General features: G+C 64.4%; 10 protein-coding genes and 2 tRNA genes. 8 read left to right on the top strand and 4 right to left on the bottom strand.

The genetic code is table 11. The annotated features are described in order from the left end of the window. A complete protein-coding gene (locus tag HKW67_RS00700; protein WP_206044559.1) occupies positions 1–1,269 on the top strand; it encodes an MFS transporter in 1,269 nt (422 codons plus the stop codon). Between the two features lie 113 nt (positions 1,270–1,382). Here HKW67_RS00700 and rnz read toward each other — a convergent pair whose 3' ends face one another. Beyond that, a complete protein-coding gene (gene rnz, locus HKW67_RS00705; RefSeq protein ID WP_171223563.1) occupies positions 1,383–2,351 on the bottom strand; it encodes a ribonuclease Z in 969 nt (322 codons plus the stop codon). 235 nt (positions 2,352–2,586) lie between these two features. Here rnz and HKW67_RS22630 point away from each other — a divergent pair, with 235 nt between their 5' ends. Continuing rightward, positions 2,587–2,955 carry a KGG domain-containing protein gene (locus HKW67_RS22630; protein WP_171223564.1) on the top strand — a complete coding sequence of 123 codons (369 nt, stop codon included), beginning with the start codon at positions 2,587–2,589 and terminating at the stop codon, positions 2,953–2,955. Positions 2,956–3,150: 195 nt separating this feature from the next. Here HKW67_RS22630 and HKW67_RS00715 read toward each other — a convergent pair whose 3' ends face one another. After that, complete coding sequence (locus tag HKW67_RS00715) at positions 3,151–4,143, bottom strand: threonine ammonia-lyase (RefSeq protein ID WP_171223565.1); 993 nt, start codon at positions 4,141–4,143, stop codon at positions 3,151–3,153. Between the two features lie 27 nt (positions 4,144–4,170). Beyond that, positions 4,171–5,676 (bottom strand): deoxyribodipyrimidine photo-lyase, encoded by a 1,506-nt coding sequence (locus tag HKW67_RS00720; protein WP_171223566.1) that lies wholly within the window; start codon positions 5,674–5,676, stop codon positions 4,171–4,173. A gap of 190 nt (positions 5,677–5,866) precedes the next feature. Here HKW67_RS00720 and HKW67_RS00725 point away from each other — a divergent pair. Further along, positions 5,867–5,939: transfer RNA gene (locus HKW67_RS00725), tRNA-Ala, on the top strand. Between the two features lie 215 nt (positions 5,940–6,154). Here HKW67_RS00725 and HKW67_RS00730 read toward each other — a convergent pair. Continuing rightward, the gene (locus HKW67_RS00730; RefSeq protein WP_171223567.1) at positions 6,155–7,471 is read right to left on the bottom strand and encodes a hypothetical protein; all 1,317 of its coding nucleotides are present in this window, start codon (positions 7,469–7,471) and stop codon (positions 6,155–6,157) included. Between the two features lie 132 nt (positions 7,472–7,603). On the opposite strand from HKW67_RS00730, the gene HKW67_RS00735 reads away from it, so the two are divergent. The 5 genes from HKW67_RS00735 to HKW67_RS00755 all read left to right on the top strand — a co-directional run bounded on the left by HKW67_RS00735 (position 7,604) and on the right by HKW67_RS00755 (position 12,986). Further along, positions 7,604–9,319 carry a glutamine--tRNA ligase/YqeY domain fusion protein gene (locus tag HKW67_RS00735; protein WP_230981092.1) on the top strand — a complete coding sequence of 572 codons (1,716 nt, stop codon included), beginning with the start codon at positions 7,604–7,606 and terminating at the stop codon, positions 9,317–9,319. A 236-nt stretch (positions 9,320–9,555) separates the two neighbouring features. Then, entirely contained in the window at positions 9,556–10,209 is a 654-nt protein-coding gene (locus tag HKW67_RS00740) for a PEP-CTERM sorting domain-containing protein (RefSeq protein ID WP_171223568.1), read from the top strand. Between the two features lie 180 nt (positions 10,210–10,389). Continuing rightward, positions 10,390–10,992, top strand: coding sequence for a Uma2 family endonuclease (locus tag HKW67_RS00745; protein ID WP_171223569.1), 603 nt, complete (start codon positions 10,390–10,392; stop codon positions 10,990–10,992). Between the two features lie 49 nt (positions 10,993–11,041). Then, positions 11,042–11,114 (top strand) — tRNA-Gln (locus HKW67_RS00750). Between the two features lie 297 nt (positions 11,115–11,411). Beyond that, positions 11,412–12,986: a S1 family peptidase gene (locus HKW67_RS00755; RefSeq protein ID WP_171223570.1), complete on the top strand. Its 1,575-nt coding sequence runs from the start codon at positions 11,412–11,414 to the stop codon at positions 12,984–12,986. The last annotated feature ends 560 nt before the right edge of the window (positions 12,987–13,546 follow it).

A 13,546-nucleotide genomic window follows, 5' to 3' on the forward strand; every position in this document is an offset into this window, starting at 1 on the left:
GTGAACCAAGAACCCATCGACGCGCCGAGTGACACGTACGCGGCGCTCCGCATTCCGAACTTCCGGCGGTATCTGCTGGCGCTGTTCACGCTGACGCTGGGCATCCAGATCCAGGGTACGGTGGTCGGCTGGCAGATTTACGACCTCACGCACGATCCGCTCGCCCTCGGGATCGTGGGGCTGGCCGAAGCGCTACCGGCGATCAGCATGTCGCTCTTTGCTGGACATGTGGCCGACAGTCACGATCGCCGTCGCATCGCGTTGTGGGCGTTGTCGCTCCTGGTGATCTGTTCACTCGGGCTTTGGTGGCTGGCGCATCCGGCACCGATCGGTGATCTGGCGCTTGCTGCGCCCGCGCGCGTGCGTGCGATCTACGCGGTCATCGTGCTCAGCGGCTTGGCCCGTGCCTTTCTGCAGCCCGCTCGGCAGGCGCTCAGCGCCGAATTGGTGCCGCGCACGTTGTACAGCAATGCAATCACCTGGCGCACCGGCAGCTGGCAGCTGGCGGCCGTCTTGGGGCCGGCGCTGGGTGGCGGCTTGTACGCGCTTGGCGGTACGACCTTGGGCTACGCGGTCGATGCCGTGCTGATGACCTTTGCGGTCGGTGCGCTGTTCTCGGTGCGCCATCGTTCGCCGGTTCGCGAGGTGACCGATGAGCCGATCTTGTCCTCCATCACCGGTGGTCTCCGCTTCGTCCTTGGCGAACCGCTGCTACTCTCGGCGCTCACGCTCGACCTCTTTTCGGTGCTGTTTGGCGGCGCGATCGCGTTGTTGCCGGTGTTCGCTGCCGAGATTTTGCATACGGGGCCGTCGGGACTTGGCCTCTTGCGCGCGGCGCCGGCTGTTGGCGCGGTCATCACCAGTATCGCGCTCACGCGCTGGCCACCCTTCGCACATACGGGCCGCAATCTCCTCATCGCGGTGACGGGTTTCGGGGCGTGCACGATCCTGTTTGGACTCAGTCGCAGTCTCTGGCTGTCGCTGGGCGCGTTGGCGTTGGCCGGTGCGTTCGACATGGTGAGCGTGGTGATTCGCAGCCTGATGCTGCAGATCCGCACGCCGGAAGCGCTGCTCGGTCGCGTGTCGTCGGTGAATCAGATCTTCATTGGCTCATCGAACGAAATTGGTTCGTTCGAATCGGGCCTCACCGCGCGTTGGTGGGGCGCGGTCACGGCCGTCGTCGTGGGTGGTGTGGCGACGCTGGTAGTGGTCGCGACCGTCGCGTGGCGCGTGCCGAGTTTGCGTCGGCTGAAGCAATTGGTGAAGTAACACCGACGCTTCCTGAACAGATCACGCTGAGTCGCAGAGAGCGCAGAGCCCGCGGAGAAGAAACCATGTTGATTGTTCTCTGCGGCCTCTGCGCTCTCCGCATCTCTGCGTGATCAGTTCACGATGCCGTTCGCACCTTCTGCCTCGGTCACCGCCGCCAACTCCTCGGTGAGCGACAACTCGATCTCCGTGCCGTCGCGCGCGATGCTCGAGCGCGGAAACACTGAGCGCGCTTCGCGCTCGAGTTCGTGCGCGTCGCGCGAGTAGCGGGCCGAGATGTGCGTGAGCACCAGCCGTCGCGCCCCCGCCTTGCGCGCCACCTCGGCGGCTTCGCGCGCCGTGCTGTGTCCCGTCTCGAGTGCGCGCGCCGCTTCGTCGTCCGCGAACGTCGCCTCGTGAATGAGCAGGTCTGCGTCCTGCGCCGCCGCGATGGTGTTCTCGCACGGACGCGTGTCACCCGTGATGACGATGCGGCGGCCGCGGCGTCGCTCACCCACGAGCACCGACGGCTCGATGACGCGCCCATCGTCGAGGGTGATCGACTGGCCCTTGTGAATGCGACCCCAGAGCGGCCCCTCGGGAATTCCCATCTCGCGCGCGAGGTCAGGGTTGAAGCGACCGAGTCGTTCTTCCTCGACGAGCGCGTAGCCGAGCGACTGGGACGGGCCGTGGGACACCGCGAATGTATCGAGGTGGTAGTCGGGACGTTTGACCGGCTCGCCTGGCTCCAGCTCCGTGATTTCGATGGGAAACGTGGTGCGCTCGCCACCTAAGCTGATGCATTGGCGCAACGTTTTACCAGCGCCACGCGGTCCCCACAATCTCAGTGGTTCAGTTCGCCCCTGCAGTGCCATCGTGCGGATCAGTCCGGTTAGTCCCAGAATGTGATCCGAGTGGACATGGGTGAAGAACAGATCATCGAACGCGAAAGAGATCCCGTAGCGCATCATCTGGCGCTGCGTCCCCTCCCCGCAATCGAACATCAAGGTCTCGCCTTCGCGAATGATGGCGAGGGAGCTGACCCCCCGTTCCACGGTGGGGCGGGAGGCGGCGGTTCCGAGGAAGCGGACAAGCAGCGGCATCGCGGCAATATAGGCGGAAACTCCTGGTCGCCAGTTCAGAATCCGCGGACGAAACGGATGAACGCGGCCCCATGCTTGCGTTACATGGGCTTGTTGGCCCGGACCGCTCAAAGCGGCCTGAGGTTTGCAGAAGAGTTAGTGAAGTATCGCCGCGGTATGCTGGTTCTGTGACGGATGCCCTTCGCCTCGTCCCGGCCCGCCGCACTAATTCAGTACTTCCGGAGCCGGGGGGCGTATGACCGGAAAAAGTCGGCGCGGATTCGCGTCTATGGATCCCACGCGTCAGCGTGAGATCGCGAGTAAAGGTGGGCGGGCAGCCCATGAGAAGGGGACGGCGCACGAATGGTCGTCCGACGAAGCGCGGAACGCGGGGCGTAAAGGCGGTGTCACCGTCAGTCGCGATCGTGCCCACATGGCTGCTATCGGCCGTGAGGGTGGAGAGTCGCGTAGTGCGGCGGCCCGTGAAGCTCGAATGGGCGGACGGAACGCGGAGCGCGAAGTCCCGATGCAGGTCGCCCGCGATGGCGATCGGTCGAGACCAGCGTCGCCGGTAGCAGATCGTGCACCCGAAATGCCTCGCAGCGACGAGTCGTCGGCACGCTGATCATCGCGCGTTGACGTCGCACGGGCGAAGGTCATTTTGCCGACGGTGTGACAGTGGTTCGAAAGCCTCCCGGATGATTCCGGGAGGCTTTCTCGCGTTCAACGCGTGTTCAAGCGTCATTTCAAGGGGTCAGAGTCGTTGAACCGACGTTCAACGACTCTGACCCCTTGAAACTCTGACCCCTTGAAAGGGGGATCACGCCGGATACTGATCCAGCTGCGCCTGCAACTTCGCGGGGTCGATGTTCCGCCCGCTTACCAGCAGCACGATCGGCCCCTTCGTAACCGCGATTTTCCCGTGACGCAACGCCGCCACGGTCACCGCACCAGCCCCTTCCACCGCCATGCCCGTCATGCGGTGCAGCCAAGCGATCGTCTCGCCCAGCTGCGCTTCCGACACGAGCGCCATCTCATCGGCACAATACTGCCCGATGTGCAGCGCCTCGGCGTCGATCTGCCCGGCCAGTCCATCCGCCAGCGTGGGGGTGACCACGGTGTCGACCACGTGACCGGCGGCGAGACTCTGCGCCATGGCCGATGTCTCCACGCTCTGCGCCCCGACAATGCGCACCGCCGGCGCCAACTCGCGCAGCACCGCGCCCATACCGCCCAGGAGTCCACCGCCGCCGGTGCAGATCACGACGGTGTGCATATCGGGCACCTGCTCCAATAGCTCCAAGCCGACCGTGCCTTGTCCGGCCAGCAAATCGAGGCCGAGGCATGGATTAATGAACCGAATGCCCTCGCGGGCCGCGTGAGCCTTCGCCACGATCATGGCCGCGTCGTAGTCGGCCGCTTCGTCGTTCACGATCGTGCCGAGTGCGCGAATGCCGTCCTTTTTCACTTGCGGCGCGTTGATCGGCACATAGAGCGTCGCGCGCGTATTGAACGCCTTCGCGGCGTAGGCCACACCCAGCCCGTGGTTGCCGGCGCTCGATGCCACCACACCCTTGGCCCTTTCGTCGTCCGACAGCCCCGCCAACACGTTGTAGGCGCCGCGCACCTTGAACGAGCCGGTAGGATTTTCGAGTTCCAGCTTGAAGAGCACCTCCACGCCGAACGCCTCGGACAGTACATCGGAGCGAATCACGCGGCTGGGTGCAAGCACGGGGCGCAAGCGTTCGGCGGCAGTGCGCACCGCGGCGATGGCAGGGATGATGCTCGGATCGGGGGCAGGACGTGTCGTCATGCCACCACAATAGCACGCACGCGAACCCTAAAGCAGCACCCCGTCTTCCGGAGACCGGGACGATTCGCCGCGCGAGCCGACGCGCCGGATGTAGCCCGCCACGTCGAATTTGAGCTTCGCCCGTGACGTGACCATGGGCCGAATGCCACCCCAAATTGGCTTGTTCCCCCACGGCCGATCCCAGAGTCCCAGGCACCACATGATGCCGCCTACGCTGTTCGGGTCGCGGCCGTCGAGCGCGTATTTGTCGTTCAAGAGATACAGCCAGGAGCGCGCCTGTTCGTAATCTTCCGTCCAGAGCAGCACCGTCTTGCCCCAGAGCATGCGCGGATAGTTGTGGATGATGCCCTGCTCCACGAGTTCCCGCTGCGCCGCATTCCAGAGCGCGTCGTGCGTCTGCGCCGACTCCAGCGTCTCGAGGTCGTACAGTACGGGTCGCGCGTCGCGAACGTGCTCCGCCATGGTTTTCTGGATCCACGCCGGCAGGGCCTCGAGTCGATCGAAGTTTCGCGTGCGAATGCACCAGTTGAACGCGAGTTCGCGCCACGTCGTGACTTGCTGCACAAACGCGTCGAGGCTCTCCGGCGACGCTCCAGTCGCGCGGGCCTCGCGCACTACACGCGCCGACGCGATCTGTCCGAAGTGCAGATACGGCGAGAGTCGCGATGTGCCGTCATGCACGCCGGCTTCATTGCGACGGTCGGCGTACGGCGCGAGTTCACGTGACACGAATGTGGACAGACGGTCGGCCGCTGCCACGCTGCCGCCAATCAACGGCACGGCGGGCACCGTGTGATCGATATCGCACGCTGCGACGGCCGCGGCGATGTCGACATCGCTCATCGTCGCGATCGGCAAGAGCGACAAACCATGCTCACCAACGGTGGCGCGGAGCGACGCGCGCAACGCCTCGGTGACCGGCACCCGCGGCAGCGCGTCGGCCACCGGCTCGATGCTGTGATCGAGCAGCTTGGCGATCTTCGGACGAATCGTGCGCGCCGCGTACTCCGGCTTTTCGAAGGCGCCGCTGGGCACGGTGCACACACCGTCGATGGCGAGCACGCGACAGTTCACGCGCTCAGCGAAACGCTCCACGCGCTCGCGAATGCCCGCCGTGGGAAACAGGTCGGTGATCACCACGTAGGCGCGCGCGGCCAGGCGGTCGACGACGCGCCGATCATCGTTGCGTGATGGACGCAGTACGAACTGGTAGTACAGCCCGCGCGACTCGGCGTCGCGCGCCGTATCACGCGCGCCCTGCAAAATGAACGTGTGATGCCGGTCGGCCGCGTACGGATAGCTCGGGTCGAGCCCCTGATGAATCACCAGCGGGCGATTCACGCGATCGGCCGTGCGGATAGCCGCGCGCAGTGCCCAGTTCTCGTCGAGGCGGTGCGATGACTGCATCCAGTACAGCACGTACTCGCCATCAGGGTTGTACGTCTTCCCGTTCACGTCGACCGTGCGCGCCACCAGCTGGTCGCGGACGTAGTCGGCAGCGAGAGCGTGCGGAGTGGAGGCAGAGCGGATCACTGGTGTAGTCATAGAGAGTCCGGAACGCGCGACGCCGACGGAAAGTGCCTTCGGAACGGGCCCAAACCGACGTGTCACCGCTTGACACCCGTGCTTCGGCCGCTACCTTCCGCTTGTTACCCGATCGGCCCCGCGCCAACAGGAGCGGGGCCATTTTTGTCCGAGTAACCGCCGTGAGTTTCACGGTCCCGGGGCTGTAGCTCAGCTGGGAGAGCGCTGCATTCGCATTGCAGAGGTCAGGGGTTCGAGCCCCCTCAGCTCCACTTGGTGTAGGAAAACGAGACCGTTCCGTGACGGTTTCGGCGCTGGTGTGACGCGGGAACCTTCTGCATCGTCCAGTGTACAGACAGTGAAGCCCGCCGCCGTTCGGTAGGACGGAGAGTTCCAATGACGGTGCGCGTGGCAGTTTTCGAACCCCTGGGGCCTGCAAAGGCTGCCAGGGGTTCTTTGCTTTTATGACAGCGAAGCTCCCGACCCCTTACTTCGCTGTCAGCGCCGCAACGTCGGCGCGAAACGCCGCCATGCTCTCCGAGATGAACCGGCTCTCCTCTTCCTCGACTTTCCCCGCGTAGTCGCTCATCGCCGTGAACCCGAGATTGCCGATGAAGCGCATGATCGCGCTCTCGCGCACCGTGACGTCGAACTCGCGGGTGAGCAGCGTCTGACCCTCGGGGCCCATGCGGAAGCCAAGGGTGAACAGCACGCCTTTGCCCTCGAAGGGGCGGCGCAGCGGCGACCGCAGCAGACGCTCTGTAATCAGGGGGAGATGCCACTCGGGGTCCTTGGTGAAGTGCATGGCCCAGCCCCGCTCGCGGGCCGTCTTCGTGTGCACGAACTCGCCCTGCATGTTGGTCACGCCGACCGTGAAGAACGAAATCTTGGCCAGCGCGTCCACGTGGATCTGCAGCGTGTCGGGCATGCGACGCGCCGAGCCGAGAAGGGGCTGCAGTTGGCCGTCGTGCGAGCGGAAGCGCACGGTCAGCAGCTGGTTTCGCGCCTCGGCATCGAACCAGTCCGACCCGCTGCGGTCGGTCAGGCGATACCGGTAGCGGGCCGGCTCGACGTATTTGGAGATGTACTTGGCGAAGGCGGGGAAGCCGCGCTTGAGCCGGTCTCCGCTCACGGTGATCTGCAGCGTGACCAGCGTGGAGCCATCACCCTGCGGCGCCGTCGCGATCGAGTCGATCGTGAGCAGTCGGCCCAACGCAGCCGTCGTACGGGGGAGTGCCGCGTGGTAGTCGGCCCGAACTGCCGCGGCCGACCGCTCTGACGATAGGAACAGCGCGCGAAAAATGTCGTCGGCCCGATTGGGTGGCATGGCGCCGACGGCATGGTCCACGCGCGTGCGCCACGCCCAATCACTTTCGCCGAGCTGTTCGAGCTCGATCAGGTGCCGTGAGTCGCCGGTCCTGACCGGCATTGGCACGCCAGGCCGCGCCGTGAACACATACTGCGCGCCGCTCAGCCCGGCTTGAATCTCGAGATCGAGATCTGCCCCCGCACGGGTGGTCCGCATCGACGTCCAGAGGGAGGTGTCGCTCCCCAGCTTCGACGGTGCAAACGCGTAGCGCGCAATGCGCATACGCGCGGCCGAGAACTTGGGATTCCGCGCGACGTTCGTGAAGCGCGCTTCGATCGCCGCCGCGAGGGCGTCCGCGTTCGCCTTGGCGGAGGCGATGTCAGGTCCGTAGGCCAACGCCGCCGCCCGGCAGCCGCCCAACAGCAGGACAGTGGCCCCGGCGGTCACCAAGAGCGTGGCAAGGCGTTGAGCCGTTGTTCGCGGAAGTTGTCGCATGGGATTCCAGTACACCGTAGAACACTCAAGTGACATACCCCGCTCGGCAAGCGCCCGCCTGCGATTACTTTTCGTGATTCGCATCTCGTGATTCGGTTCGCCTATTGAACGCTGCACCTCTCGGTATCCGCCGTGTCTGACTCCGCACCCGAAGCCGGTTCTGAATCCACGTCCGCCCCGCGCCGCGATTTCATTCGCGAAATGGTGGCCGACGACGTCGCCAACGGTCATTTCGGCCGTGGCCCCGCTACGCGTTTCCCGCCCGAGCCCAACGGCTTCCTGCACATGGGACACGCCAAGTCGATCTGCCTGAACTTCGGCATCGCCAAGGAGTTCGGCGGCACCTGCAATCTGCGTTTCGACGACACGAACCCGGCCACCGAAGACGTGCGGTACGTGGAAGCGATTCAGCGCGACGTGCAGTGGCTGGGGTTCGAGTGGGACGGGCTGTACTACGCGTCGGACTACTTCGAGCAGCTGTACGACATCGCCGAATCGCTGGTGCTGAAGGGCAAGGCGTACGTCGATTCGCAGAACGAAGAAGAGATTCGCGCGGGGCGCGGCACCGTGACCACGGCTGGCACGCCGGGGCCGTATCGCGATCGCACGGTCCAGGAGAATCTCGACCTGCTGCGTCGCATGCGCGCCGGCGAGTTCGCCGATGGCACGCACGTGCTGCGCGCCAAGATCGATCTCGCGCACGTCAACATGATCATGCGTGATCCGCTGCTGCTGCGCATCCGGCACGCGCATCATTATCGTCGCGGCAACGACTGGTGCATCTACCCGCTGTATGACTTTGCGCATGGCCTGAGTGACGCGATCGAAGGCATCACGCGCTCGTTGTGCACGCTCGAATTCAAGGACAGTCGCGAGATCTACGACTGGCTGGTGAAGGAGGCGGGTTTCGAAAATCCGCCCACGCAGATCGAGTTCGCACGGCTCGAGCTGGATTACACCATTCTCAGCAAGCGCAAGCTGCTGCGCCTGGTGAACGAAGGGCACGTGACGGGATGGGATGATCCGCGCATGCCCACCCTCGCCGGTCTGCGCCGTCGTGGCGTGCGCCCGGAAGCCATTCGCGAGTTCTGCGAAACGATCGGTGTCGCGCGTAAAGATGCACGCGTGGAAATCGCGGCCTTCGAGCATGCTGTGCGCAACGACCTGAACATGGAAGTGCCGCGCGTGTTGTGCGTGCTCAATCCGCTCAAGGTCGTGCTCACGAACTATCCCGAGGGTCAGGTCGAGGATCTCGACGCGCCGAGCTTCCCGCACGATGTGCCGAAGACGGGTTCGCGCAGCATGCCCTTCTCACGCGAACTGTATGTCGATCGCGACGACTTCATGGAAGATCCGCCGAAAAAGTTCTATCGCCTCGCGCCGGGCAAGGAAGTGCGGTTGCGCTTCGGCTATCTCATTACCTGCAACGAGGTCGTGAAGAACGACGCGGGCGACGTGATCGAGCTACGGTGCACGTACGATCCCGCCACGCGCAGCGGGCAGGCGCCGGATGGCCGGAAGGTGCAGGGCACGATCCATTGGGTGAGCGCAGCGCAGGCGTTGTCGTGCGAAGTGCGCGTGTACGATCGCCTGTTCTCGCAGCCCGATCCCGACGCCGTGCCCGAGGGGCAGGATTTCATTTCAGCGCTCAACCCACATTCGCTGGTGGTGATCCCCGACGCCAAGATCGAGCCCAGCGTGGCCAACGATCCCATCGGGTCGCGGTATCAGTTCGAGCGCACCGGTTACTTCATGAGTGACGTCGAGAGCAGCACGCCGGAGAAGCTGGTGTTCAACCGGATCGTGGGGATGCGGGACAGCTGGGCGAAGGAAGTGAAGAAAGGCTGATTGGCCGGACAGGCAAAGCGGACTGTGGCTTTGTTAAGGCACAGTCCGCTTAGTTATGTCTCCCCGACGCACCAATGGTAAAGGTCGGTTGCCAATCCCGTTTGGCAACACATCTGGTAAAACAATACAGGACAAAGCTTTATATGCATCGAATAGTCGAGGTCGCCACTGGCATCTCAATTGCCTTACCTGGAGAGCAGAAACGCAGTCATCTTCTCCCTTCCGGTCCCGCTCCAATGCGCGCTCTTCTCGCCATCGCTGTTGCCGCCACGCTTGTCTCGTCGCCGGCGCAGGCCCAGTACTCGACCTACACCGATCGGGCGTCGTACGAAGCGCAGCTAGGCACGATGGTCATCGACGACTATTCGAACCCGAACTATGCGTTCCTTCAGTCGAATTTGGCGATGAGCGCCGTGCTCGGCGAGACGCGTTACACGTCGACGGCTTTCCAGAACTGGAACCTGGTCCCGAATGGATACTATTGCGCGGGGTGCAACGGCTCATTCCGAATGGACTTTCGGAATACGACGGTGTCGAGCGGTGGCCTCGGCGTGTACGGCGTCGGCTTCGACTTCTTCAACGAAGAGTCTCTCCCGTATTCCGCGTACATCACGTTCGGCGACGGCACGACCACGAATCTCCAACTGGCGAGCGCGTCGAATGCCGATCGGGGCTTCTTCGGCGTGACCTCAGAAAAACTGGTCGCCACGGTGGACATCGGACTCGCAAACGGCGGGACGACGCAGGAGGGTAGCTATGGTCAGGACAACCTTACGATCGGCGCGATGGGTAGCTCAACGGTGGTCCCGGAGCCGAGCACGGTAGTGTTGCTCGCGGCGGGACTCGCTGGGCTGGGGTTCGCGGGGCGCGCACGTCGTCAGCGCGTCTGATTTGCGCCATCGCGCGCGCACGATGCGCAGCGTGTGATGAGTTCCGAGCAGGAAGACGGCGTGAAGCGAATTAGTCATGCATGCGTAACGGGGGTGACGGAGTTCCGTCGCCCCCGTTGCACGTTGTGGCATGAACATGTCGCCGCCGAGTTGCGGAAACCGCCGAGAGCCGAGCAAACTATGGGCATGCCAATCGCGCACGAGCGTCGCTGGTCGGTTGAGGACGTCTGGGCGTTGCCGGACGATCCTCACCGTCGCTACGAGACCGTGGATGGGGAGCTGCTGGTGAGCCCTATGCCGCGGTTCGCGCACCAGCGCGCGGTCGCCGAGCTCGGGCTCATGGTCGGCGCGTATGTGAAGCGTCAGGGCGTCGGCGAGATGATGTTCTCGCCCTACGATGTCGTACTCGACCCCTATACGCTGATGCAGCCGGACGTGCTCGTGATCGCGCCGGTGGGCCTCGACGTGGTGCGCGGGAAAGTGGCGCCGCCGCCGCCGTATCTCGCGGTCGAAGTCGTGTCGCCGAGCACGGCGCGGGCCGATCGCCTTCGAAAGCGGCCGCGGTATCAGCGCGCGGCGATCGAGTGTTGGTTGATCGACCTGGACTCGCAGCTGATCGAACGGTGGACACCCGACGTAGACCGACCCGAGATCTGCGCCGGCCGACTGTCGTGGCAACCAGCCGGCGCTGGGGAGGCGTTCGAGCTGGACGTGGGAGCGCTGATGCTCGCGATTCTGGGATCGGACGACACAGACGCCGAGGGCACTACCGTCCAGCCGTGAGTCTTCTATATTTGGGGTTCCAAAGGGTTTCGGCCCGTTGGGTGCCAGCTGCCCCTTAGCTCAATTGGCAGAGCGTCTGACTCTGACTCAGAAGGTTCTAGGTTCGATTCCTAGAGGGGCAATAGATAGCAGGCTAGGGCCATCCACGACGCGTGTCGGGGGTGGCCCTTTTGCTGTTCCGCCGTTGATCGACTCCCGTGCCCCAAGTGCCTCACGCCGTGTCCCCGCGGTGCGCGACCAATCGCCACGATCCCGGCAACATCCACGCACTATCCCGCAATGTGGGTGCTGCGCCGAACGCTCCGGTTCGACCCATCCTGTCGTTGTTCGCAGCCATTCGGACGAAGCCTGTCGTCGACGTCGTGTCGTCGTGACGCCGTGCGATGGTGCCGTTCACACGACGACTCGGAGCATCACCCATGCACATCACTCCTACGCGGCTCGGACGCACCGCGGGACCCTCTGCTCACGGACGCGCCAGCGTTCGCCGCCGGTTCGCGCTGGCGGCCGTGCTGCTGGCCGTCATCGGCTGCCAGGATCAACAGCTTCCCACGGCCGCCGAGCCGGTCGGCCCCAGCCGCATCATCAACGGGTCGACGGTCTCGGTCGCGGACTTCTCGACCACGTGGCCCTTTGTGGTCGGTCTACGGATGTACGATGAGATCGGGAACTACGGGACCTGTACGGCCTCCGTTCTGGCCCAGCGATGGGTGGTCACGGCCGCGCACTGCGTGATTGGCCTCCCGGCCAGCCGGGCCTTTGTGCTGGTGGGCGATCGGGATATTAGTAGCAGCGCCTCCCGCACGATCGCCGTTACCCGGATCCTGTCGCACCCGCGCTTCAACATGAACACGCTCGTCAACGATGTGGCGCTGTTGGAGTTGAACGACGACGCCAACGTGACACCGGCGCGCCTCCCCGACGCGGACGTCGTTGCCGGCGAGACCGTTCGCGCGGCAGGATTCGGAGTGACCGAAAGCGGTTCCACGTCCGATGAGCTACGCGCGACCAGCCTGACCGTCGGCGGGAGCGACTTCAGCTTGCTGCTCACCGCCACGCATTTCTGGGCCAGTGCGCCACAGTCCGGCACATGCCAGGGAGACAGCGGTGGGCCGGCCATCAACGCTGCGGGCGACATTGTCGGACTGACCAGTTTCGGATTTATCCCCTGCGGTATTGGTTCGGGGCACACGTCGGTGTTCCGCCTGCGGCAATGGATCTCGGAGTCCATCTGGGGAGTCCCCGATCGCGAGGCACCCGAGAGTGTAGGCTTCCTGACGGTGAATCCCGATGTCGTGGTGGTAGGGGCCACGACGCTCGTGACGGCGTCGGCGACCGACGAGAATACGGGTAACAGTGTTGTCGCGCGCCTCGAAGCGCGTCTTGATGAAGGCGGCTCGTGGATGAACATGACGCCACAGGATGGCGCGTTCGACACTGCACGCGAAACGGCGACCGCGGTGCTCACGGTGTCGACCATCGGCTCACACACGGTGTGCGTGCCGGCCACGGATGCCGCGGGCAACACCAACCTGCCCGAATGTCACGAGCTGGTGGCGTATGAGCCGAGAGGCGGCATCATCGCCGGCAACGGCAAAGTTCGCACGTCATACGTGTATGATGGCATTCGGTACGACGACGAAGTCGAGCTGCACTTCACGGCGGACTACCGGCCGGGAGCAACGGTGCCGAGCGGAAAGACTACCCTGCGCGTCAGTGAGGTGGGTGCTCGCAGACGTGTTTTCACACTGGAGAGCACGTCGCACAGCTATCTGATTTTCTCCGGGCCTGATGCAGCCGAATACCAAGGCGAGGGCATCGTCAAGATTGGGGAGTCCTCGTTGCCGATGAAATTCCGTATTTGGATCTCGGCGATCGATCAGACCGTGCGCCTGCGCTTGTGGCAGACTCCTGAGTATGCCTGGTACGAGGTGGTGTCGCCGGCGCCCATGCTCAGCGGCAAGGTGGTCGTGAAGCCGGCAGCCGGCCGCTAGCCGCTTCTGCACGCGGTAGCGCGGGTGATGCTGAACGGACGGGGCACCGGCGAGCACGTTCGCCGGTGCCCCGTCGGCGCCGTCGCCTTTCAGATCGCGCCCGTTGGCCACCAGACTGGCGGCGCGAGGAGTCCGTTCGCGCGCCTTTCCTGCGGTAATCGCTCGCCGCAGCGGGGCCGATCGCCGAGTCGTCCAGCGCCTCCCCGTTGCGTCCGCTACCTTTCCAGAGTCCGAGGGATACGGTGGTCACCCGCGAGTGGGCGCTGACCAATCGTTCCTCCCACAGATCGTGCAGGAACCGGTAGCGGCGCGCGATGCAGCGCCGTTCGGGGAGAGGTGCGCGTTTTGCCCCTCCTCGCTCATCTCGAGATCCAGATCGCTTTGCACGGCGGGTGAACACGACCCCGCCTTTCGGTCCTCCTGAGAGAGGAGCCAGCCACGCCCCGGCGGAGGCTTGCATGCGACTGGACCTGCACTGAGCAAGACGCCGACTCGATTGTTGCCGAGCGCATGGCCGCCTTCTGCGGCTCGTCTTTCGGTACCTCGAGAAGGACATCCGA

The organism is Gemmatimonas groenlandica (assembly GCF_013004105.1).
Taxonomy (GTDB): Bacteria; Gemmatimonadota; Gemmatimonadetes; order Gemmatimonadales; family Gemmatimonadaceae; genus Gemmatimonas; species Gemmatimonas groenlandica.

Excerpts from the sequence above, each read along its gene's own strand:
- rnz (WP_171223563.1), bottom strand. The coding sequence starts at position 2,351 with ATGCCGCTGCTTGTCCGCTTCCTCGGAACCGCCGCCTCCCGCCCCACC.
- HKW67_RS22630 (WP_171223564.1), top strand. The coding sequence starts at position 2,587 with ATGACCGGAAAAAGTCGGCGCGGATTCGCGTCTATGGATCCCACGCGT.
- HKW67_RS00715 (WP_171223565.1), bottom strand. The coding sequence starts at position 4,143 with ATGACGACACGTCCTGCCCCCGATCCGAGCATCATCCCTGCCATCGCC.
- HKW67_RS00730 (WP_171223567.1), bottom strand. The coding sequence starts at position 7,471 with ATGCGACAACTTCCGCGAACAACGGCTCAACGCCTTGCCACGCTCTTG.
- HKW67_RS00740 (WP_171223568.1), top strand. The coding sequence starts at position 9,556 with ATGCGCGCTCTTCTCGCCATCGCTGTTGCCGCCACGCTTGTCTCGTCG.
- HKW67_RS00745 (WP_171223569.1), top strand. The coding sequence starts at position 10,390 with ATGGGCATGCCAATCGCGCACGAGCGTCGCTGGTCGGTTGAGGACGTC.
- HKW67_RS00755 (WP_171223570.1), top strand. The coding sequence starts at position 11,412 with ATGCACATCACTCCTACGCGGCTCGGACGCACCGCGGGACCCTCTGCT.